This is a genomic window from Lentzea albidocapillata (genome assembly GCF_000719115.1).
GTDB lineage: Bacteria > Actinomycetota > Actinomycetes > Mycobacteriales > Pseudonocardiaceae > Lentzea > Lentzea albidocapillata.
The window spans coordinates 1-20407 of the sequence record NZ_JOEA01000040.1 but is presented as its reverse complement, the minus strand read 5'-3'; the positions used below and the strand labels follow the sequence as shown (position 1 = coordinate 20407).

The window sequence follows — 20407 nt, the reverse complement described above, 5'->3', positions numbered from 1 at the left end:
GCGGGATGCTTGACGGCCGGAAAAGGCCGGGCTGAAAAGCGCCCGGCCGTGCCCATGAGGGGAGCATCCCGCCCACTCAAGGTAAAGCCCCAATCGCCAAGTGCGTGCGTCACCACCGCTTGACCAGCAGGGAGAGGTTCACACGCCTCGGCTTCGCCATTGCCGTTGGCGGAAAGGGCGGCTTGGCTTCGCCGTTGCCCGTTTGGTGCGGAGGGACGCCTCGGCTTCGCCGTTGCGTTGGGCGGCAGGGTGGCTTGCCTTCGGCGTTGCCTCTGGCGGCAGGGTGGCTCGGCTTCGCCGTCGCCCTGCGCGCGCGGCTTGAGTCCCGCCACGCCGCGGCCCAGGGCCTGGCTCTGGCCGCTCTTTGGTCAGCGCCAGCCCCACCCCGCCCTCGGTCATTCCCGTCGTCCAGGCCGCCCTCAGCCCTGCCTTCAGGCCGTTCCTGCCAGGCGCCGTCCCGGCTCACGCCTCGGCCTCGTCCGCCAGGCGCTCGCCTCGTCCGGCTCGGGTCACTCCTCCGGCGCGGCCCGTCCTGCCCCCTGGCAGTACCCGGACACGACGAAGGGCGGCCGGGCCATTGGCACGGCCGCCCCTGTCAGGCGTTACGTCAGTGCTGGTGTCAGCCGCGCGCCTTGAGGCGTGAGCGCTCGCGGCCGCGCAGGTTCGCGTCCAGGGTCACCTTGCGGACGCGGATGACCTCCGGGGCCACCTCCACGCACTCGTCGGAGGCGCAGAACTCCAGCGCCTCTTCCAGCGAGAGCTTGCGGGGGCGGGCGAGGGTCTCCATCACGTCTGCCGTGGAGGAGCGCATGTTCGTGAGCTTCTTCTCGCGGGTGATGTTGACGTCGAGGTCCTCGGCGCGCGGGTTCTCGCCCACGACCATGCCCTCGTAGGCGTCGGCGCCCGGCTCCACGAAGAAGGTGCCTCGGTCGGCCAGCTGGATCATCGCGTAGGCGGTGATGGAGCCGGTGCGGTCGGCTACCAGGGAGCCGTTGTGGCGGGTGCGGATCTCGCCCGCCCACGGGGCGTAGCCCTCGGAGACGGCGTTGGCGATGCCGGTGCCGCGGGTCTCGGTGAGGAACTCCGTGCGGAAGCCGATGAGGCCTCGTGACGGGACCACGTAGTCGAGCTTGATGCGGCCGGTGCCGTGGCCCGACATGTTCTCCATGCGGCCCTTGCGGTTCGCCAGCAGCTGCGTGACGGCGCCGAGGTGCTCCTCGGGGCAGTCGACGGACAGGCGCTCGAACGGCTCGTGGATCTTGCCGTCGACGGTGTGCGTGACGACCTGGGGCTTGCCCACGGTCAGCTCGAAGCCCTCGCGGCGCATCTGCTCGACCAGGATGGCCAGCGCCAGCTCACCGCGGCCCTGCACCTCCCAGGTGTCCGGGCGCTCGGTCGGGAGCACCTTCACGGACACGTTGCCGACGAGTTCGGCGTCGAGACGCGCCTTGAGCACGCGAGCCGTGAGCTTGGTGCCGCCGTTGCGACCCGCCAGGGGCGAGGTGTTCACACCGACGGTCATCGAGATGGCCGGCTTGTCGACCGTGATCCGGGGCAGCGCCTCGGGGGTCTCGGCGTCGGCCAGCGTGTCACCGATGGTGATTTCCGAGATGCCGGCGATGGCGACCAGGTCACCCGCACGAGCGAACTCGGCCGGGACGCGGTCCAGCGCCTCGGCGATGAGGAGCTCGGTGATGCGGACCTTGATCGGCTCACCGTCCTCGCGGCACCAGGCGACAGTCTCGCCCTTGCGCATCGTGCCCCGGTGGATGCGGCACAGCGCGATACGGCCGAGGAACGTCGAGGCGTCGAGGTTCGTGACGAGCGCCTGCAGCGGGCCGTCGACGTCGACGTGAGGGGCGGGGATGTGGTCGAGCAGCACCTGGAACAGGACGTCCAGGTTCTCCTCGTCCGGCTGGCCGCCGTCCTCGGGCTGGTTCAGCGACGCGCGACCGGCGCGCGCCGAGGCGAAGACGACCGGCAGGTCCAGCACGGACTCGTCGGCGCCCACCTCGGTCGCGAGGTCGAGCAGCAGGTCGTGGGCTTCCTCGACGACCTCGGAGATCCGGGCGTCGGGGCGGTCGACCTTGTTGACCAGCAGGATCACCGGCAGGCCGGCCGCGAGCGTCTTGCGCAGCACGAAGCGCGTCTGGGGCAGCGGGCCCTCGGACGCGTCGACCAGCAGGACGACACCGTCGACCATCGACAGCGCACGCTCGACCTCGCCGCCGAAGTCGGCGTGGCCGGGGGTGTCGACCACGTTGATGATCACGTCGCCGTCCGGCGTGTGCCTGCGCACAGCCGTGTTCTTGGCGAGGATCGTGATGCCCTTCTCCCGCTCGAGCTCGCCCGAGTCCATGACCCGGTCGACGAGCTCGGCACGCGCGGAGAAGGCGCCAGACTGGCGCAGCATTGCATCGACCAGGGTGGTCTTACCGTGGTCGACGTGCGCGACGATCGCGACATTTCGCAGGTCAGTTCGCGTCTGAAGGACAGACACGGTGGCCGTGGGCACGCAGAACTCCTATGAGCTTCGAAGGCGTTGGAGGGGCTCGCGCCGGACACTTCGATGCGCAGGGCCATTGCTGATACTACCGGCTGCGTCGCCATTACCACACAAGAGTGCCAGTGAACTGAGCCTCACCTACTCTAGCGACACGTGTCGGAGTGGAGTTCAACCAGTGGGCAAAAAGCTCAAGAAGAAGTGCTGCCGGTCGAAGCCCCAGTGCAAGCGCTGCCCGGTTCCGTTCCTGCTCAAGGAGCGTGACAAGGCCAGGAAGAAGGCGGCGAAGAAGGCTGAGAAGGCAGCCAAGAAGGCCCTGAAGAAGGCCGCCTGAGGCCCTCTGGGTGCCGCCGTACGCGGGCACGGCGCCAGGCCTTCTCCAGCAGCGCTCGACCGGCGAACGACGCCTGGGCGGCCCGCGTCAGGTGTCGAAGCTCACTGAACACGTCCAGGACACAGGGCGACACCCCGATCGCCCGGCGCGGCGATCGAGTGGCTGGCCGAACCCAAGGCCTAGCTCTGCAGCACGGCCTCGTTCAGCTTCAGGAGCTCGGGTGCCGTTCGCGTCGCCTCGAACTCGCAGATCTCGTACTTCACCAGTTTCTGCTCGGCCCACGGGTCCGTGGCGAGCAGCGCTTCGAGCTTGCCCCGGGGCATGGGCCGCGTGATGATCACGCCACCCGTCCTCGGTACCTGACGCCCCGAGGCGAGGAAGAGACCTCGCTCGTACTGCTTCTCGACCCAGGCTCGGTGGTCGGGCAGGGCGTAGTCGATCTGTTCCAGTGGCGCGGCGTACTTCAGCAGCACGATGAACATACGTTGACGGTAGACCTATACTCATGATCGTGCGCACGATGAACGCCTTCTGGTGGGCCGCTTTCAGGCGGCCGGAGTAGCTGTGCGCAGAGTTCACCACTGACGCAACACGAGCCGCCCGCGACGGGCGGCTTTTTTGTGCGTTTCGTCGGGGCGGTCCTTCACGAAAGGACCAACATCATGATCCGGCTCTCCGCCATCACGCCCTCCGGCCAGGTGCACCTGGGCAACTACCTCGGCGCGCTGCGCACGTGGGCCCGTGAGGGCACCGACGAGGACGTGTACTTCATCAGCGACCTGCACGCGATGACGTCGTCGCACAACCCGCAACGGCTGCGATCCATGACGCGTGAGCAGCTCGCGGTGCTCATCGCGTCCGGTATCGCCCCTGCCAGCGTGTGTGTGCAGAGCGATCTGATCCGCGAGCTGGGGGCGCTGAACTGGGTGCTGGAGTGCACCTGCACCTACGGAGAGGCCGCGCGGATGATCCAGTTCAAGGAGAAGTCGCTCGGCCGCGAGTCGGTGCGGCTGAGCCTGCTGACCTATCCGGTGCTGATGGCGGCGGACATCCTGCTGCAGGGCACCGCGGAGGTACCGGTCGGCGAGGACCAGCTCCAGCACGTCGAACTGGCCCGCGCGCTCGCCCGGCGGTTCAACCACGCCTACGGCGACGCGTTCATCGTGCCGACCGCGGTGGTGCCGAAGGTGGGGGCGCGCATCAAGGACCTCTCGGACCCGGCGCGCAAGATGGACAAGTCGGCGCAGAACTCCGCGGGCGTCGTCTTCGTGCTCGACGACCCGGACCTGGTGCGGCGCAAGGTCCGCAGGGCCGTGTCGTCCACCGAGGGCATCGCGAACCTGACCGAGATCCTGGCCTCCTGCACCGGCAAGGACCCCGAGGACTACACGAGCAGGTTCGCCGACCTCAAGAACGTCGTGGCCGAAGCGGTGATCGAGGAGCTCCGTCCCGTGCGCGACCGCACGCTGGAGCTCCTCGCCGACCCCGCCGAGCTGGACCGGATCAGGGCGTCCGGCGCGGAACGGGCCCGTGAGCGCGCCCAGCACCGGCTGAACGCGGCCCTGCGCCTGTCCGGGCTCAGTTGAGGAGTACCTGAAGGGCCGGCACCAGCACGCGGTCGGCGGGCAGCCAGTCCAGGCCGGGCAGCTCGCCGGCGGTGAGCCACCGGACAGCGTTGTGCTCCAACGCTTCCGGCTCACCGTCGGCGAGTTCCGCCGAGAAGATCCGCAGCACCATGTCCTTCTTCAACGGCACGTCCGGCCCGACCTGCTCGCCGACGACAACGGAAACACCCAGCTCTTCCACGCACTCGCGCACCAACGCGTCCGCGGGCTTCTCGCCCGGCTCGACCCGTCCGCCGGGCAGTTCCCACTGCCCCGCATGGCTTTCGGGGTAGGATCGCTGCTGCGCCAGCAACCGTCCATCCCGGACGATCGCCGCGCCCACCACGACCCTGGCCGCGCGCAGCTCCTCGCACCGCCGGGCGAGCGACGCCGAGCGCTTCTCCAGCACCCGCAGCGCCATCCCGCGCCCGACCGTCACGTCCGCGAACCGGCCGACGACACCGCGCACCGAGGTCCACGAGACCCGGTCGACCACCATCGTCCCGGCGCCGGTCGCCACGAGGTCCGTGTGCAGCTCCAGGAAATCACCGGCGGCGGACACACCGGACAGATCAGCGCGCGTGACCGTCAGCCGCACCCCGAACGGCCCGGTGAGCACGTCTCCCAGGCACAGCAACGGTCCCGGGACCCCCACCCCGAACGCCGTGATCAGCGAGGTGTCCAGCAGGGCACCCGCGACAACGGGGACAGGCGCGTCGACCAGCGCCGACGCTCGCAACTCTGGCACCAGAGCTTGCTACCAGGACGGCCAGCGGATCTCCAAACGCGCACCACCGGCAGGTGACTCCAAGGCCCGGACCGTCCCGCCCCGCCGTTGCACCAGGTGCGACACCAGGGCCAGCCCGAGACCGAACCCTCCGGACCGGCGGCCGCGGTCCTCCTCCACCCGGTAGAACCGGTCGAACACCTTCGCGCGGTGCTCGGCGGGGATGCCGTGGCCGTCGTCGTCCACGAGCAGCCGCACGTCCCGCCCGACCGGCACCAGCGTGAGCGTGATCGTCGAGTACGCGTACCGGGCGGCGTTGCGCAGCAGGTTGTCCAGCACCAGCTCCACCTCGGAGCGCCTGGCCGACACCAGGCACGCCGACGGCGGGGCGGTCAGCCGCACCAGCAGCTCCGTGTCCAGCCGGGAGATCGCCGCCTCGGCCTCCAGCACCAGGTCCACGGCCTCGGCGCGCGGCGGCGCCGCCGTGTCCGCGCGGGCCAGGATCAGCAACGACTCCACCAGAGCGCTGAGCCGGATCGACTCCTCGACGACCGACTCCAGCACCTCGATGGAGAAGTCGGGATCCGGGTGCGCCACCGCGACTTCGGCCTGCGCCCGCACGGACGCGACCGGCGACCTCAGCTCGTGCGCCGCGTCCCCGGTGAACCGCCGCAACCGGTCCGAGGCCTCGTCCCGCCGGGCCAGCAACGCGTTCAACGCCTCGGCCAGCGCCTGCAGCTCGTCGCGCGACGGCGGCACCGGCAGCCGTTCGCCGTGCGGCAGCTCCCCCGCCGCGACCCGCATCCGTTCGACCGGCCGCAACGACGAGCGCACCGACAGCCACGTCGCGATCCCCACCAGCCCGGCCACCAGCACCGCCGCGACGGCCAGCCAGCGCGAGCCGAGCGTGTTGGCCTTCCCGTACCCGAGCAACGTGCTCGCGTAGACCTCCAGCCGGGGGGTCCCGTCCCCGGAGAACACCACCTGCCCGCGGAACCGGTGCGCGGACTCCCCCTCCAGCCGCAGCACGGGCTCCCCGGATCGCAGGGCCCGGATGTCCTGCGCGGTCAGCGGAAGCGGCGGCTTGCCGTCCACCGGCACGCCGGCCACGTCGAGCACCCGAGGCGGCGACTTCTCCAGCGCCTGGTCGACCGCGGTGATCTGGATCAGCCCGATCAGCGCGGGCGCCAGCCCGGTGAACGCGAGCAGGCACAGCAACGCGACCCCGGTGGCCACGACGGTGATGCGGAAGCGCAGCGTGCGCCGCAACCACCAGCCAGGACTCACTTGTTGCCCAGCGCGTTGTCCAGGTCCGGCGTGGACGCGATGTACCCATGCCCGCGGATGGTCCGCACGACCTCGCCGGCCCCCACGGCTTCCAGCTTGCGCCGGAGGTATCCGACGTAGACCTCGACGGCGTTCCTGGTCGCGGCCTGCTCGTCTCCCCAGACGGTCCGCAGCAGCTCGTCCTTGGTCACCACGGACCCCGCCCGCGACGCCAGCACGTCGAGCACCGCGTACTCGCGTGGCGACAGCGACACGTCGTGCCCGCCCCAGCTGACCTCGCGCAACCCGCGGTCGATGACCAGGTGCCCCAGCGTCAGCCTCCGGCGCGCCCCGCCACCCCGTCGCAGCAACGCCCTGACCTGGGCCACCAGCACGACAAAGCTGAACGGCTTGACCAGGTAGCCGTCGGCGCCTAGGTCCAGCCCGTCCGCCTGGTCGACCTCCCCGTCCTTCGCCGACACCATCAGCACGGGCGTCCGCACCCCGTCGGCGCGCATGCGCTGCAGCACGCGGTAGCCCGACAGCCCGGGCAGCATGATGTCGAGCAACACCACGTCGAAGGCCCCGGTCAACGCGACCCGCAACGCCGTGGGCCCGTCGGAGGCGGTGACGACCTCCATGCCCTCGGCCGAAAGGCCACGCTCCAAAGCCCGGCGCACGCCGACTTCGTCGTCCACGACCAGCACTCGAGGCTTCACGGGTCACAGCATGCCGCGCGCGGCTCTCAGCTGCGCACAAGATCTCAGCCGACTCTCAGGAAACACCTGGGAACAGGCACAAAACCGCAGGTGGGAGTAGTCTCAGCACCATCTCAGCAACCCACCACCAAGCTATGGGTACAAGCCCTTGGAGGAGGGGACAACTGATGAACAAGCGAAAGGTGACCCTGGCCGCTGCGGCGGCCGGTGTGATCACCGGTATGGCAGGGCTCAGCCTTGCCGCCATGCCAGCGGGTGCGGGCCAGCCGCCATCACTCCCGGACGTGTCCGCGGAGTCACTCGTCGAACAGGTGCTGACGAGCAAGCCGGGTGCTTTCGGCGGGACCGTGGAGGTCGACAACAAGCTCGGCCTGCCGTCGCTCGCCGAGATCCCGCAGCTCGCCGACGGCAAGCACAGCGCGCGGATCTGGACGGACGGCAACGGCAAGTTCCGCGCCGCCCTGCCTAACGGCCAGTCCGAGCAGACCATCGTGAACGACGGCAAGACCACGTGGTCTTGGAACTCCGCGGACAACGAGGTCACCAAGGCCGAGCACAAGGCGGACCAGCCGAAGCCGGACGAGCAGAAGGCCCAGTCGGTCGACCCGGCCACCGCGGCCAAGCAGGTCGTCGGCATGACCAAGGAGTTCAGCGACATCAGCGTCGACGGCACCGCGCGAGTCGCGAACCGTGCCGCCTACGAGCTCGTGCTGACCCCCAAGGCCAGCGAGAAGACCCTGATCCGCGAGGTGCGGATCGCGGTCGACGCCGAGCTGAAGATGCCGTTGCGCGTGGCCGTGCTGACCAACGGGGCGAGCGAGCCCGCGGGCACGGTCGGCTTCAGCGAGATCAACGTCGGCGCGCAGGACCCGAAGCTCTTCGAGTTCACGCCGCCGGCCCAGGCCAAGGTCACCACGCCGGAGGCCAAGGAGCAGAAGGACCGCGACCGCGGACCGGAGCTCGGCCTGGAGCAGGCGTTGCAGGGCAAGGACCCGCAGATCTTCGGCACGGGCTGGGACACGGTCGTCGGCGCACGCATTCCGGCCGAGGCCATGACCCAGGTTCCCGCCGAGGCTCAGGGCCTGGTCGACAAGTTCACCAAGAAGGTCAGCGGTGCCTGGGGTAGCGGCCAGATCTTCAACACGAAGGTCGCCACGATCCTGATCGCGGACGACGGCCGTGTCGTCGCGGGTGCCGTGCCCGAGCAGGTCCTGTTCGACACGATCGGACAGGTGAAGTGACCACCTCGACCAGCGCGCCGGCGACAGCGCTCAGCAAGACAGCTGTCGCCGCGCGGACCAAAGGTCTGCGCAAGGAGTACGGGAGCACGGTCGCCGTGGACCGCGTCGACCTGGAGCTGCCGGAAGGTGCCGTGCTCGGCATGCTCGGACCCAACGGGTCCGGCAAGACGACCACGATCCGGATGCTGCTCGGGTTGGTCCGCCCCACGCAGGGGGAGATCGAACTGCTCGGAAAGCCGCTGCCAGAGGGAGCCGAGCAGGCGCTGCCGCACGTGGGCGCGCTGGTCGAGGGTCCGGGGTTCCATCCGTTCCTCAGTGGACGGGAGAACCTCGTCAGGTGTGCCGCGTTCGAGCCTCTGCTGCCTCGCAAGGAGATCAAGCAGGCAGTCGAGGACGCCATCGAACGCGTCGGGCTCGCCCAGGCGGCCCACCGCAGGTACCGGGGTTACTCGCTCGGCATGAAGCAACGTCTCGGCCTGGCCGCGGCGTTGCTCGTGCCGCGCAGGCTCGTCGTCCTCGACGAGCCGACCAACGGCCTCGACCCGGCGGGCACGCGGGAGATCCGCAAGATCATCGCGGACCTGCACGCGGCCGGCAGCACCGTCCTCGTCTCCAGCCACCTGCTGAGCGAGGTCGAGGCGACCTGCACGCACGTCGCGGTGCTGCACCGCGGCACCGTGGTGGCACAGGGAGAACTGACCGAACTGCTGCAGGCGGGCGGTTCGGCGCTCCAGGTGATCACCCCGGACGTCGAGACGGCGTTGAGCGCTCTCCGCCAGGCCAAGATCTCCGCCCGCCCGCTCGGCGAGGGCCTTCGGGTCGAGCTCGCCGGGACGAGCGCGCCGCAGGTGATCGAGACGCTCGTCCAGGGCGGCGCCCGCGTCTTCGAGGCGACACGCTGGAAGACCGGCCTGGAGGAGCTGTTCGCACGGCTCACCGAGGCCGAGGAGGCCGAGCGCGGAATGTCCGCTGTGGACACTCTGGACGGGGGACGGCGATGATCACGCGGCAGTTCGGTTCCGAGGTGCGCTGGATGCTGCGCCGGCCGCGGACCCTCATCGGGTTGTTCGGCCTGATGCTCGTCCCGATCCTCATCAGCTTCGGCATCTGGACCGCGAGCGACGACGGTGAGAGCGGCGGCGGGCCTCCCGGGCTCGGCGCCATCCTGCAGGGCAACGGCATGGTCGTGCCGATCTTCACGTTGTTCCTGTCGCTCAACCTGTTGCTACCGCTGGTGGCGTCGATCTGGGCGGCGGACGGACTCGCGGGCGAGGCCCAGCACGGCACGTTGCGCGGCCTGCTGGTCGCACCGGTGTCACGCGTGCGGCTGCTGTTCGTGAAGCTCTTCGGCCTCACCGCGATGTCGCTGTTCGCCGTCACGCTGATGGCCGTCGTCGGCATCATCGCGGGCACGGCGTTCCTCGGCACCGACGGCATGATGACGCTGTCCGGCACCACGCTCTCGACCGCAGAGGGCCTGGCGCGCATCGGTTTGTTCATCCTGCTGGTGACGTTCCAGATGGTGGCGATCGGCGCCGTGGCCCTCGCCGTCTCGTCGACCACCGAGCACCCACTGGTGGTGCAGGCGGCGACGATGACGACGATCATCGTGTTCCAGGTGCTGGGGCAGTTCACCTCGCTGGACTGGCTGCACCCGTTCCTGATCACGACGGGCTTCCCGGGGCTGATCGACGTGATGCGCGATCCGATCCCGCTCGGGCAGATCGGCGACAGCACGCTGCTCGCCGGGTGCTACCTGTTGATCGGCACGGGCCTGGCGGCAATCCGCCTGGTCACGAAGGACAGCTAGCGAAACCCGCCCTCGCTGTTGATCACCTGACCGGTGATCCACTCAGCGTCGTCGGTGCAGAGCCAGGAGATCAGCCGGGCGGCGTCGTCCGGCTGACCCCAGCGGCCGAGTGGCATGCGTTCGCGCACCCACTCCCTCGTCTCCTCGCCGGCGTAGCCGGTGTCGGTCGGGCCGGGGTTCACCGCGTTGACGGTGATCCCCTGCCTGATCAGCTGGTGCGACAGCGTCGGCATGATGCCCACCAGCGCGCCCTTCGACGCCGCGTAGGCGATCTCACCCGGCATCGGCCCGAGGTTCTGCCCGGACGTCATGAACACGACACGTCCGCCCGGCGCTCCGTCGTGCTGGCGGGCAAACGCTTGCGTCAACAGGATCGACGACCGCGTGTTCACCGCGTAGTGCGCGTCGATCTTCTCCGCGTCCAGTTCACCCAGCGCGCCGTCCGGCCCGCTGCTCGCGTGGTTGCACACCAGCACGTCGACACGCCCGTAAGCCTCGACCGCGGCCGCCATCAGCCGGTCGGGCGCGTCCGGCAGAGCGAGATCGGCACCGGCGTGCTCGACGCGGCCGCCGATGCCCGCGATGACGTCCTCGATCGAATCAGCGCCCCACGGCCGCTCGGCGTCATGCGCGACGTGGTGCTGCACGAACAGATCCGCGCCCAGCCCCGCCAGCCGTTGCGCGATCGCGTACCCGATGCCCTGCCGCCTGCTCACGCCCGTGACGAGCGCGACCCGTCCTTCGAGAGATCCCATAGGACCCACAGCTAACCGATGCGGGCGACCCCGTCCAAGTCAATTTCGAGCCGGACCCGGTCCCCGATCTCGGTCATCGGCCCCACGGCCTCGTACTCCTCGCCGTCGATCTCCACGAGCAGCCGCACGTGATCGCGCCGATGGACCCGCTCCACCACCGTGCCCTCGATCAGCCCGTCGGAGTCGACCCGCAGCGCCGTGGCCCGCAGCCCGACCCGTTCCACGTCCAGCCCGACGAACGAGCCGGGTACGAACTTGTTGCAGCCCAGGAACTTCGCGGTCTCCACGTCCACGGGCGACGACCACACCTCGGCCGGCGGGCCGACCTGGACGATCCGGCCGCGCGACATGATCGCCACCCGGTCGGCCAGCGTGAAGGCCTCGTCGTGGTCGTGCGTCACGACCAGAGCCGTGGTCGCGGCCTCGCGCAGCAACCGCGCGAGGTCGACCGCGAGCTGTTCGCGCAACGCCCTGTCCAGCGCCGACAGCGGCTCGTCCAGCAGCAACAACCGGGGCGAGGGAGCCAGGGCCCGCGCCAGCGCCACCCGTTGCTGCTCGCCGCCGGACAGCTGCGTCACCCGGCGATCGGCATAACCTTCGAGCCCGACCAGCTCCAGCAGCGACAGCACACGCTTGTCCCGCGCCTCGCGCTCGACCTTCTTCATCCGCAGGCCGAACGCCACGTTCCCGGCGACCGTCCGGTGCGGGAACAGCTGCCCGTCCTGGAAGACCAGCCCGAACTCGCGCCGGTGCACCGGGACGCCGGTCAGATCGGTGGTGTCCCAGGAGACAGATCCCGAGGTGGGCTTCTCCAGCCCGGCCACCGTGCGCAGCAACGTCGACTTGCCGCATCCCGACGGCCCGAGCAGCGCCACGACCTCGCCGTCCGCCACCGAAAGCGACACGTCCGACACCGCGGCCATCTGTCCATAGCGGACGGTGATCGAGTCCAGTTCCAGTGCCATCAGAACTCCCCGCTGCTCGGCACGCGCAACCGCTCGATCAGCAGCACGCACCCGACCGTCACGACCATCAGCAGCGCGCACGCCGCGTAGGCCATCTGGCTGTTCAACTCCCCCGGCCGCGACATCAGCCGCGCGATCACCACCGGCAACGTCGGCGCGTCCGGCCTGGCCAGGAAGCTCGTGGCCCCGAACTCCCCCAGCGCCACGACGAACCCGAACCCGGCCGCCGCCACCAGGGACCGCCCGACCAGCGGAAGGTCCACCTCACGCCACACCCGCGACGGCGAGGCGCCCAGCGTCGCCGCCGCCTGCCGCAGCCGTTCGTCGACGGCCCTCAGCACCGGCAGCACCATCCGCACGATCAACGGCGTCACCACCAGCGCCTGCGCCAGCGGCACCAGCAGCGGCGACGTGCGGAAATCGCCCGGCAGCGCGTCCATCGTGATCAGGTACCCGAAGCCGACCGTCACCGCGGACACGCCGAGCGGCAGCATCAACGCGGTGTCCAGCACCTCGGCGAAGCGGGCGCCCGACCGCCGCAACCCGACCAGCACGACGGCCGAGAACACCCCGACCACCAGCGCGACCAGGGTGGCGTCGAAGGCCGTCCGCAGCGAGTTCACCGCGGCGTCGATGCCGGTGACCGCCAGCGTGCCGCGGTCGCCGCGCGTATTCAGCGCCACGTACCCGGCGAAACTCCAGCCGTCTCTTGTGGACAGTGAGCGCGTCACCAGCCCGACGACGGGCGTCAGCAACGCCACCACGACGGCGAACGCGGCGAGGACCACGTACCACTCGCCGCCGGACGGCCGTCGCGCCAGCTCTTCCCTGTTCCGCAACGCCAGCGCGGTTTCCCGCCGGCGCCGGGCCAGCGCGCCCAGCACCAGCACCGCCAGCACGGCGGCGAACTGCAGCAACGACAACGCCGCCGCCCCGGACAGGTCGAACAGCTCGACCGTGCGCAGGTAGATCTCGGTCTCCAGCGTCCGGTACTTCGACCCGCCCAGCACCAGCACGACACCGAAACTGGTGGCGCAGAACAGGAACACGACCGCCGCGGCCGACCCGATCGCCGGCGCCAGGGCGGGCAGCACCACCGACAGGAACGCGCGCGGACGCGAAGCACCCAGAGCCCGGGCCGCGTCCTCAGCGCGTCGATCCGTGTGCGCCCACAGCCCACCGACGGTCCGCGCGACCACGGCGACGTTGAAGAACGCGTTGGCCAGCACGATCGGCAGCACCCCGCCGTCCGGCCAGAACGTCCGGAAGGCCAGGCCCACCACCACGGTCGGCAGCACGAACGGCACCATCACGGCGGCTCTGATCAGCCCGAGCCCGCGAATCCGGCACCGCGCCAGCACGAACGCCAGCGGCATCCCGGCGACGACCGCCACGACCGTCGACGCCAGCGCCTGTCCCAGCGTGAAGCCGACGAGTTCCCAGGTGTCGCTGTCGGACAGCGCCGACAGCACACCACCTTCGCGCAGCCCGAGCGACACGATCGCCAGCACGGGCCAGGCGAAGAAGAGGGCCAGGAAGGCCAGCGGCAGCAGCGCCGCCGCCGACCACACCGTACGGGAACTCAGCCCTGCACGAGCTTGCGCCACTGCTCGACCCATGCCTCGCGGTTGTCCCTCACCTTGTCCGCGGGCAGTGCCTGCGGGTTCGGCGGCAACGGCGCGTCCTTGGCCCACGACTCGGGCAGCGCGACACCTTCACGCGACGGGTAGACGTACATCTGCTCGGCCACCTGGGCCTGGAACTTCTCGCCCAGCAGGAAGTCGAGGACCTTCTTCGCGTCCTCGGGGTTCTTGGCGCCGGACAGGACGCCCGCGTACTCGACCTGGCGGTAGCAGGTGTCCAGCACGGCCTTGGTCCTGCCGCCCTCGGCCGACGGCGACGACGCGTAGGACACGACGATCGGCCGGTCGCCCTTGGTGGCGGAGAACTCCTGGTTGTAGGCCTCTTCCCAGCCGCTCACGACCTTGACGCCGTTGGCCCTGAGCTTGGTCCAGTACTCCTGCCAGCCGTTCTCGCCGTACTTGGCGATCGTGCCGAGCAGGAACGCGAGACCGGGCGAGGACGTGGCCGGGTTCTCGACGACCAGCTTGTCCTTGAACTTCGGGTCGATCAGGTCGTCGTACGACTGGGGCTCGACGCCGCCGAGCTTGGCCGGGTCGATGTTCAGGCACACGTCACCGACGTCGACGGCCTGCAGGCGGTTCGAGTCGTCGGCCTTGTAGCGCTGCGCGCCCTTCGAGGCCTCCGGCGAGGCGTACTCGGCGAACACGCCCTCGTTCAGAGCCCGCGAGGCGAACGTCGAGTCGACACCGAACGCGACGTCACCGATCGGGTTCGACTTGGTGAGCACCAGCTTGTTCGTGAGCTCGCCCGCGTCACCGCTCGCGAGCTGCTTCACGGTGATCCCGGAGGACTTCCGGAACTCCTCCAGCACCTCCGGCTTCACGGCGAACGAGTCGTGCGTCACCAGCGTGACCTCGTGCGACTGCGGCGCCGTCGACGTGCCGGCCGAACAACCGGTCACCGCCACAGCAGCGACGACGGCAGCAAGAATCCTTCTCACAGCAAACCTCTCCCTACGCCGGTATGACCCGGATCAGGTGGACGGTCGAGGGCTTGCGAGCCCTCCTCTCAGCCCGGCGCTTCACCGGACTCCCGTGGTAAACGCGCAGCCTACGTGACGTGGTGGGACGATCAGGACATGGCCGAGCTGTTGAGCGACGATCAGTTGAACGACGTGCTGCCCAAGCTGCCCGACTGGAGCGCCCAGGACGCGGCGCTGGTCCGGACCGTGGAGCTGGCGAGCTTCTCCCACGCGATCATGGTCGTGAACCGGATCGCGGAGATCGCGGAGAACGACAACCATCACCCGGACATCGACATCCGCTACAAGACACTGACATTTCGCCTGAGCACGCACTACAAGGGAGGAATCACCGCGCTCGACGTGTCCCTCGCCGAGGAGATCGACGGGGTCCTGGACGCAATGGCCTGACCTCAGCCGACGACGCGGCTGGGTTCGGCGGCTTCCTCGCCGTCGGGCAGCGGCTCGTCTCGCCGGCGCCGGGCTGCCAGCCCGATCGCGACCAGCGTGAGCATGCCCGCGGCCGGATAGCCCCATCCGAGCAGCACGAAGTACCAGGGCCGCGGGAAGTCCCAGATGTTCGGCTGGGCGAGGAGCAGGAACGAGATCAGGTAACCGCCGGTCAGCAGCACCCACAGGCCGGCGGCGATCCTGCACAGCAGGTGTCCGCCCTCGTAGATCAGCCACAGGAGGGCGGGCACCATCCACACCCAGTGGTGGCTCCACGAGATCGGCGAGACCAGCAGGCCGAGCATCTGGACGCTGACGATCAACGCCAGCACGTCCTTGGTCCTGCTGACCGCGAACCACGTCAGCGCGGCCACGACGAGCACGGCGACGATGTAGATCGGCCCGGTCTTGACGTCGTACCCGACCGTGCGGCTCAGTGCGCCGCGCAACGACTGGTTGATCGCGCTGCCGACCGGCCCGACCCGGCTCGCGTCCCCGAGCAGCTGGAACCAGAACTTGTCCGACTGGGACGGTGAGATGGCCCAGCCGATGCCGTACACCGCGACAAAGGCGACGAACGACCACACGGCGGCCATCCACCGCCGCTGGATCAGGAAGTAGAGCCCGGAGATCGCGGGCGTGAGCTTGATGCCGGCGGCGAACCCCACACCGGCACCGCCGACCCAGTTCCGTGCGCTGGCGAGCGTGCCGATCAGGATCGCGACCAGCACCAGGTTGATCTGGCCGTAGTTGAGCGTGGTGCGGACCGGCTCGATCCACAGCGTCAGCGCGGTCCACATCATGGCGCGGCGCGGGTCCTGCAGCTTCAGCAACTTCAGGCTGGTGCGCACGATGTAGTAGAGGCAGCCCAGGCAGATGAGCTGCCAGATCCAGCGGGACGCCTCCCACGGTACCCAGCTCATCGGCGTGAAGATCGCGGCCGCGAACGGCGGGTAGGTGAACGGCAGCGGGAACACATCCGCGTACTGGTCGAGCCGCCACTCGTAGAGGTCGCCGGAGAACAGGTGCGGCGACCCGTTGCGGTACACCAGCAGGTCGATCATGGTCATCTTCGCCTGGAAGGCAACCATGAACAGGTGGCCGGCGACCGACAACGCGAGCAACCACGGTGCTACGGAGAGCACACGCGCTTCCACAGCACGGAGTTTCACCCCGAAAACGTTACCCGAGGCAACGAAACGGGGTACCCCGGCGTCATTAACAAGGGAGAGATCGCAAGAGGGAGTTTTTCTGATCATGTCTGTTGATCTTGTAGTTGCCGCTGTCGCCGCTCTGGCCATGCTGGGGGTCGCGTTCGGAGTGTTCGCCGCTGCCGCACGCGCCAAGAACAACGCGTAAAGCCGTTGTGAGACATAAAGAAGGGGCAACCGTCCCCCAGTGATTGAACACTGTGGACGGTTGCCCCTTCTTCTTTGTCGTCTCCAAGGGGAACGGTGTTTTGGTACGGCGTTTAGAAGTAGTGCGCCCTGCCGCCGATCGGCTTGCCGACCGCGCCCAGCACGGCGAGGATCGCGCCGATCACCAGCAACACCACGCCAAGCGTCGTCAGGATGCTGATACCAGCCAGCCATCCGACGACGAGCAGGATCAGTCCGAGGACGATCATGACACCTCCAGGTGGGGAATCCTGTTCTAGGGCTACCCCGCCGAGGTCGGTACAAACCTCGCTTCATACATTCGCCACCGATACAAGCCAGCGGCGCAGGCGGGCCGCGGATCGAACACGGCCCGTAAGCAGCTTGACGGTCAGACGTTGAAGCGGAACTCCACCACGTCGCCGTCGTTCATGACGTAGTCCTTGCCCTCCATGCGGACCTTGCCCGCCGCCTTCGCTTCGGCCTTCGAGCCCGAGGCCACCAGGTCGTCGAACGACACGACCTCGGCCTTGATGAAGCCCTTCTCGAAGTCCGTGTGGATCACGCCGGCGGCCTGCGGGGCGGTGGCGCCCTGCGGGATCGTCCAGGCGCGCGCCTCCTTCGGGCCCGCCGTGAGGTAGGTCTGCAGGCCGAGGGTGTGGAAGCCGGCGCGGGCGAGCGAGTGCAGGCCCGGCTCCGGCTGGCCGATCGACTCCAGCAGCTCCAGCGCCGACTCCTCGTCGAGTTCGAGCAGCTCCGACTCGACCTTGGCGTCGAGGAACACGGCGTCGGCCGGGGCGACGAGCTCGCGCAGTTCCTTCACGCGGGCGTCGTCGGTCAGCACGCCCTCGTCGGCGTTGAAGACGTAGAGGAACGGCTTGGTGGTGAGCAGGGAGAGCTCACGCAGCAGTTCGCCGTCCACCTCGGACTGCGCCGCGAACAGCGTGCGGCCCGCGTCGAGGATGTCCTTGGCCTTCTTCGCGTTCTCCAGGACGGCGCGGCGGTCCTTCTGCATCCGCGCCTCCTTCTCGATCCTCGGAATGGCCTTCTCGAGGGTCTGCAGGTCGGCGAGGATCAGCTCCGTGTTGATCGTCTCGATGTCGCTGGACGGGTCGACGCGGCCGTCGACGTGCACGACGTCCGGGTCGTCGAAGACGCGGATGACCTGGCAGATCGCGTTCGCTTCGCGGATGTTCGCGAGGAACTTGTTGCCGAGGCCTTCTCCTTCCGACGCGCCCTTGACGATGCCGGCGATGTCGACGAACGACACCACGGCGGGCACCTCGCGCTCGGAACCGAAGATCTCGGCGAGCTTGGAGAGACGCGCGTCCGGCAGCGGCACGACGCCCACGTTCGGCTCGATCGTCGCGAACGGGTAGTTCGCGGCGAGCACGTCGTTGCGCGTGAGCGCGTTGAACAGGGTGGACTTGCCAACGTTGGGCAGGCCGACGATACCGAGGGTCAAACTCACGGAGAGCGAGTCTACGGCAGGGGACGGTCGTGTCCGATTTCCGCGAGCTATTGCTCGTTCCCGCTGGCAGGATCGATGGCATGGTCATTGACGAAGAACACGCGTACCGGGTGTGCTCCGCACGTGACGCCCGCTTCGACGGGTGCTTCATCCACGCGGTCCGCACGACCGGCATCTACTGCCGGCCGTCGTGCCCCGCGGTGACCCCGAAGCGCCGCAACAGCCAGTTCTTCCTGACGGCCGCCGCGGCCCAGTCGGCCGGTTTCCGCGCCTGCCGCCGCTGCCTGCCCGACGCCGTGCCCGGCTCCCCCGAGTGGAACCTCCGCGCGGACCTGGCCGGCCGGGCGATGCGCCTGATCAGCGACGGCATCGTGGAACGCGACGGCGTGACGGGCCTGGCCGGAAGGCTCGGCTACTCGGAACGCCACCTCACCCGCGTGCTGACCGCCGAGCTGGGCGCCGGTCCGCTGGCCCTGGCCCGCGCCCACCGCGCCCACGCCGCCCGGCTGCTGATCGAGACCACCGAAATGCCGTTCGCCGACATCGCGTTCGCCGCGGGCTTCGCGTCGGTGCGCCAGTTCAACGACACGATCCGCATGGTGTTCGCCTCGACCCCGTCCGACATGCGAGGCCGCGGCAAGGCCCCTGTCGGCACGCCGGGCCGCATCGTCCTGCGCCTGCCGTACCGGGCGCCGTTCGACGCCACGGGCCTGCTCGCCCACTTCCGGGCGCACGCGTTGCCCGGCGTCGAGGAGGTGACCGCCGACTCCTACGCCCGGACGCTGTCGCTCCCGCACGGCGAGGCAACGGTCCGCCTGACGTTCCCGGCCGACCACGTCCTGTGCTCCCTGCGCCTCGCCGACGTGCGGGACCTGGGCGCGGCCGTCTCCCGCGTCCGCCGCCTCCTCGACCTCGACGCCGACCCGATGGCCGTCGACGAGTTCCTGGGCGCGGACCCGATCATCGGCCCCCTGGTCCGCGAGACCCCCGGCATCCGCGTGGCGGGCAGCGTCGACGGCGCGGAGACCCTGCTGCGCCTGGTGGCCCCGTTCACCGGCGTCCCGCTGCAGATCCCCGACGGCGCCCTCACCCACCTCTACGCGGCCGGAGACCACCCCGTCGCCGAGGCCCTGGCGAACGGCAGACTCGTCGTGGACGTGGGCCGCTCGATCGAGGACCTGACCGAAGAACTGACCCCCTTGGCCGGCGCAGCGGTGGCCGACGAGGTGGCCATGCGAGTGCTGGGCGCACCGGACGTGCTGGTGCTCCCCCGATCCTCACGACACCTGACTTCCCACGGCCCGGACTGGCGGCCGTGGCGCTCCTACGCCGGAGCACACCTGACAAGGAAGGCAGCAACATCATGACCGTCGCGCACACGTCCACTGTGGACACCCCGGCGGGGCCGTTCACCGCGATCGTCGCGCCGGACGGAGCAGTGCTGGCCAGCGGCTGGACCGCCGACCTGGCCCTGCTGACGCCCCAGATCCACGCCACCCTGATGCCGTCCGAGATCACCACGCGACCGGACCTGGGCGACGTCACCAAGGCAACCATCGCCTACCACGAGGGTGACCTGACGGCGATCGACACGATCGAGGTCCGCCAGAAGTCCGGCCCGTTCCTCCAGCACGCATGGGACGTCCTGCGCACGGTGAAGGCAGGCGAACCGGTCACCTACTCCGAGTACGCCGAACTCTCCGGCCGCCCGGCCGCGATCAGGGCAGCGGCCTCAGCGTGCGCCCGCAACTCCGCGGCCCTCTTCGTCCCCTGCCACCGAGTGATCCGCATCGGCGGCAACATGGGCGGCTTCCGCTGGGGCCTCGACGTCAAGCGCTGGCTGCTGGCCCACGAGAACTAACCGACAAGATCGATCTCCGGCACGGCCGCCGCAGACACCAGCTCAGTCCCGCACCGGGGACAAGAGCCAGCCTCCGGAGCCGCGCCGGACTTCAAGCACCCCTCGATGCCAAGCCACTCACCAACCCCGTTGTCCCGGCACGTGTGGCAACCAACGCGATAGTTGAGCTGCACCCACGGCTCCGCGGTCAGCTCCGAAGCCTGCACCTCAGGCTCCACCAGGTCGCTGAACGGCGCCCACCACGACGAGATCCGGCACCGCAACCTCCGCTCGGCACCGTGATCGGAGGCATCGAACGCACTGACGCGCATCGGAGCCGGATGCTCGTCGCCGGTGCAGAGCCCGTACGGCATGCCGTGCTGCAACCGCACAACGCGCCCGACCCGCAGGCAGACAAGGCAGTCATGAACGAAGTCGAGCCGGTTCGACCACACGAAGTGGGCAGCCGGGGTAACGGTGACGCGGGCGGTGACTTCCACGTGGGACAGCACGGACCGAGGTTAGAGCCGCCGACCGACCCCGTCCACACAGGACACCGTGCACACCAGGGCAAAGGCGAAGCCGAGCCGCCCCATCACCAACGGCAATGGCGAAGCCGAGGCGTGTGAACCTCTCCCTGCCGGTCAAGCGGTGGTGACCCACGCACTCGGCGATTGGGGCTTTACCTTGAGTGGGCGGGATGCTCCCCTCATGGGCACGGCCGGGCGCTTTTCAGCCCGG

At 69.4% G+C, this 20407-nt stretch carries 21 protein-coding genes; 8 read left to right on the top strand and 13 right to left on the bottom strand.

Annotation, left to right across the window (positions count from 1 at the left end; all coding sequences use genetic code 11):
- Positions 1 to 619: 619 nt before the first annotated feature.
- Positions 620 to 2515, bottom strand: coding sequence for a translational GTPase TypA (gene typA, locus IG04_RS0141220; RefSeq protein ID WP_030482189.1), 1896 nt, complete (start codon positions 2513 to 2515; stop codon positions 620 to 622).
- Positions 2516 to 2681: 166 nt separating this feature from the next.
- Here typA and IG04_RS47490 point away from each other — a divergent pair, with 166 nt between their 5' ends.
- Positions 2682 to 2837, top strand: coding sequence for a hypothetical protein (locus IG04_RS47490; protein WP_167974072.1), 156 nt, complete (start codon positions 2682 to 2684; stop codon positions 2835 to 2837).
- A 179-nt stretch (positions 2838 to 3016) separates the two neighbouring features.
- On the opposite strand, the gene IG04_RS0141210 is transcribed toward IG04_RS47490, so the two are convergent.
- Positions 3017 to 3319 (bottom strand): YciI family protein, encoded by a 303-nt coding sequence (locus tag IG04_RS0141210; RefSeq protein WP_030482187.1) that lies wholly within the window; start codon positions 3317 to 3319, stop codon positions 3017 to 3019.
- Positions 3320 to 3499: 180 nt separating this feature from the next.
- Between IG04_RS0141210 and trpS the strand changes: the two genes are divergently transcribed.
- Positions 3500 to 4423, top strand: a complete 924-nt coding sequence (trpS, locus tag IG04_RS0141205; protein ID WP_030482186.1) for a tryptophan--tRNA ligase — start codon at positions 3500 to 3502, stop codon at positions 4421 to 4423.
- Here trpS and IG04_RS48520 read toward each other — a convergent pair.
- The 3 genes from IG04_RS48520 to IG04_RS0141190 are packed head-to-tail and all read right to left on the bottom strand — an operon-like array spanning position 4416 to position 7153.
- A complete protein-coding gene (locus IG04_RS48520) occupies positions 4416 to 5189 on the bottom strand; it encodes a (deoxy)nucleoside triphosphate pyrophosphohydrolase (RefSeq protein WP_245816657.1) in 774 nt (257 codons plus the stop codon). The two genes, trpS and IG04_RS48520, sit on opposite strands and share 8 nt — an antisense overlap.
- A 9-nt stretch (positions 5190 to 5198) precedes the next feature.
- Positions 5199 to 6455 carry a sensor histidine kinase gene (locus tag IG04_RS0141195; RefSeq protein ID WP_030482184.1) on the bottom strand — a complete coding sequence of 419 codons (1257 nt, stop codon included), beginning with the start codon at positions 6453 to 6455 and terminating at the stop codon, positions 5199 to 5201.
- Positions 6452 to 7153 carry a response regulator transcription factor gene (locus IG04_RS0141190; protein ID WP_245816658.1) on the bottom strand — a complete coding sequence of 234 codons (702 nt, stop codon included), beginning with the start codon at positions 7151 to 7153 and terminating at the stop codon, positions 6452 to 6454. The genes IG04_RS0141195 and IG04_RS0141190 overlap by 4 nt, the downstream gene beginning before the upstream one ends.
- Before the next feature lie 167 nt (positions 7154 to 7320).
- On the opposite strand from IG04_RS0141190, the gene IG04_RS0141185 reads away from it, so the two are divergent.
- The 3 genes from IG04_RS0141185 to IG04_RS0141175 are packed head-to-tail and all read left to right on the top strand — an operon-like array spanning position 7321 to position 10204.
- Positions 7321 to 8394 (top strand): LolA family protein, encoded by a 1074-nt coding sequence (locus tag IG04_RS0141185; protein WP_030482182.1) that lies wholly within the window; start codon positions 7321 to 7323, stop codon positions 8392 to 8394.
- Positions 8391 to 9395 (top strand): ABC transporter ATP-binding protein, encoded by a 1005-nt coding sequence (locus tag IG04_RS0141180; protein WP_036016988.1) that lies wholly within the window; start codon positions 8391 to 8393, stop codon positions 9393 to 9395. The genes IG04_RS0141185 and IG04_RS0141180 overlap by 4 nt, the downstream gene beginning before the upstream one ends.
- Positions 9392 to 10204 (top strand): ABC transporter permease, encoded by an 813-nt coding sequence (locus tag IG04_RS0141175; protein WP_030482180.1) that lies wholly within the window; start codon positions 9392 to 9394, stop codon positions 10202 to 10204. The genes IG04_RS0141180 and IG04_RS0141175 overlap by 4 nt, the downstream gene beginning before the upstream one ends.
- On the opposite strand, the gene IG04_RS0141170 is transcribed toward IG04_RS0141175, so the two are convergent.
- From IG04_RS0141170 to IG04_RS0141155, 4 genes are read right to left on the bottom strand one after another with little or no spacing between them, the layout of a single operon-like run.
- Positions 10201 to 10959: an SDR family oxidoreductase gene (locus IG04_RS0141170; protein WP_030482179.1), complete on the bottom strand. Its 759-nt coding sequence runs from the start codon at positions 10957 to 10959 to the stop codon at positions 10201 to 10203. The two genes, IG04_RS0141175 and IG04_RS0141170, sit on opposite strands and share 4 nt — an antisense overlap.
- An 11-nt stretch (positions 10960 to 10970) precedes the next feature.
- Entirely contained in the window at positions 10971 to 11924 is a 954-nt protein-coding gene (locus IG04_RS0141165) for an ABC transporter ATP-binding protein (protein ID WP_030482178.1), read from the bottom strand.
- Entirely contained in the window at positions 11924 to 13543 is a 1620-nt protein-coding gene (locus IG04_RS0141160; protein ID WP_084402069.1) for an ABC transporter permease, read from the bottom strand. Before IG04_RS0141160 ends, IG04_RS0141165 begins: the two co-directional genes overlap by 1 nt.
- Positions 13507 to 14508 carry a thiamine ABC transporter substrate-binding protein gene (locus IG04_RS0141155; protein WP_030482176.1) on the bottom strand — a complete coding sequence of 334 codons (1002 nt, stop codon included), beginning with the start codon at positions 14506 to 14508 and terminating at the stop codon, positions 13507 to 13509. The genes IG04_RS0141160 and IG04_RS0141155 overlap by 37 nt, the downstream gene beginning before the upstream one ends.
- A 138-nt stretch (positions 14509 to 14646) precedes the next feature.
- On the opposite strand from IG04_RS0141155, the gene IG04_RS0141150 reads away from it, so the two are divergent.
- Complete coding sequence (locus IG04_RS0141150; RefSeq protein ID WP_030482175.1) at positions 14647 to 14940, top strand: 4a-hydroxytetrahydrobiopterin dehydratase; 294 nt, start codon at positions 14647 to 14649, stop codon at positions 14938 to 14940.
- Positions 14941 to 14942: 2 nt separating this feature from the next.
- On the opposite strand, the gene IG04_RS0141145 is transcribed toward IG04_RS0141150, so the two are convergent.
- From IG04_RS0141145 to ychF, 3 genes are all read right to left on the bottom strand, one after another.
- Entirely contained in the window at positions 14943 to 16151 is a 1209-nt protein-coding gene (locus tag IG04_RS0141145; protein WP_051771965.1) for a mannosyltransferase, read from the bottom strand.
- 299 nt (positions 16152 to 16450) lie between these two features.
- Positions 16451 to 16606, bottom strand: coding sequence for a DUF6131 family protein (locus tag IG04_RS47485; protein WP_090007203.1), 156 nt, complete (start codon positions 16604 to 16606; stop codon positions 16451 to 16453).
- Positions 16607 to 16746: 140 nt separating this feature from the next.
- The gene (gene ychF, locus IG04_RS0141135; protein ID WP_030482173.1) at positions 16747 to 17826 is read right to left on the bottom strand and encodes a redox-regulated ATPase YchF; all 1080 of its coding nucleotides are present in this window, start codon (positions 17824 to 17826) and stop codon (positions 16747 to 16749) included.
- Positions 17827 to 17906: 80 nt separating this feature from the next.
- On the opposite strand from ychF, the gene IG04_RS0141130 reads away from it, so the two are divergent.
- Positions 17907 to 19193 (top strand): bifunctional transcriptional activator/DNA repair enzyme AdaA, encoded by a 1287-nt coding sequence (locus IG04_RS0141130; RefSeq protein ID WP_030482172.1) that lies wholly within the window; start codon positions 17907 to 17909, stop codon positions 19191 to 19193.
- Complete coding sequence (locus IG04_RS0141125) at positions 19190 to 19687, top strand: methylated-DNA--[protein]-cysteine S-methyltransferase (RefSeq protein WP_030482171.1); 498 nt, start codon at positions 19190 to 19192, stop codon at positions 19685 to 19687. The genes IG04_RS0141130 and IG04_RS0141125 overlap by 4 nt, the downstream gene beginning before the upstream one ends.
- Here the strand turns inward: IG04_RS0141125 and IG04_RS0141120 are convergent.
- Positions 19684 to 20178 carry a hypothetical protein gene (locus IG04_RS0141120; protein WP_030482170.1) on the bottom strand — a complete coding sequence of 165 codons (495 nt, stop codon included), beginning with the start codon at positions 20176 to 20178 and terminating at the stop codon, positions 19684 to 19686. The genes IG04_RS0141125 and IG04_RS0141120 overlap by 4 nt on opposite strands.
- Positions 20179 to 20407 lie beyond the last annotated feature (229 nt).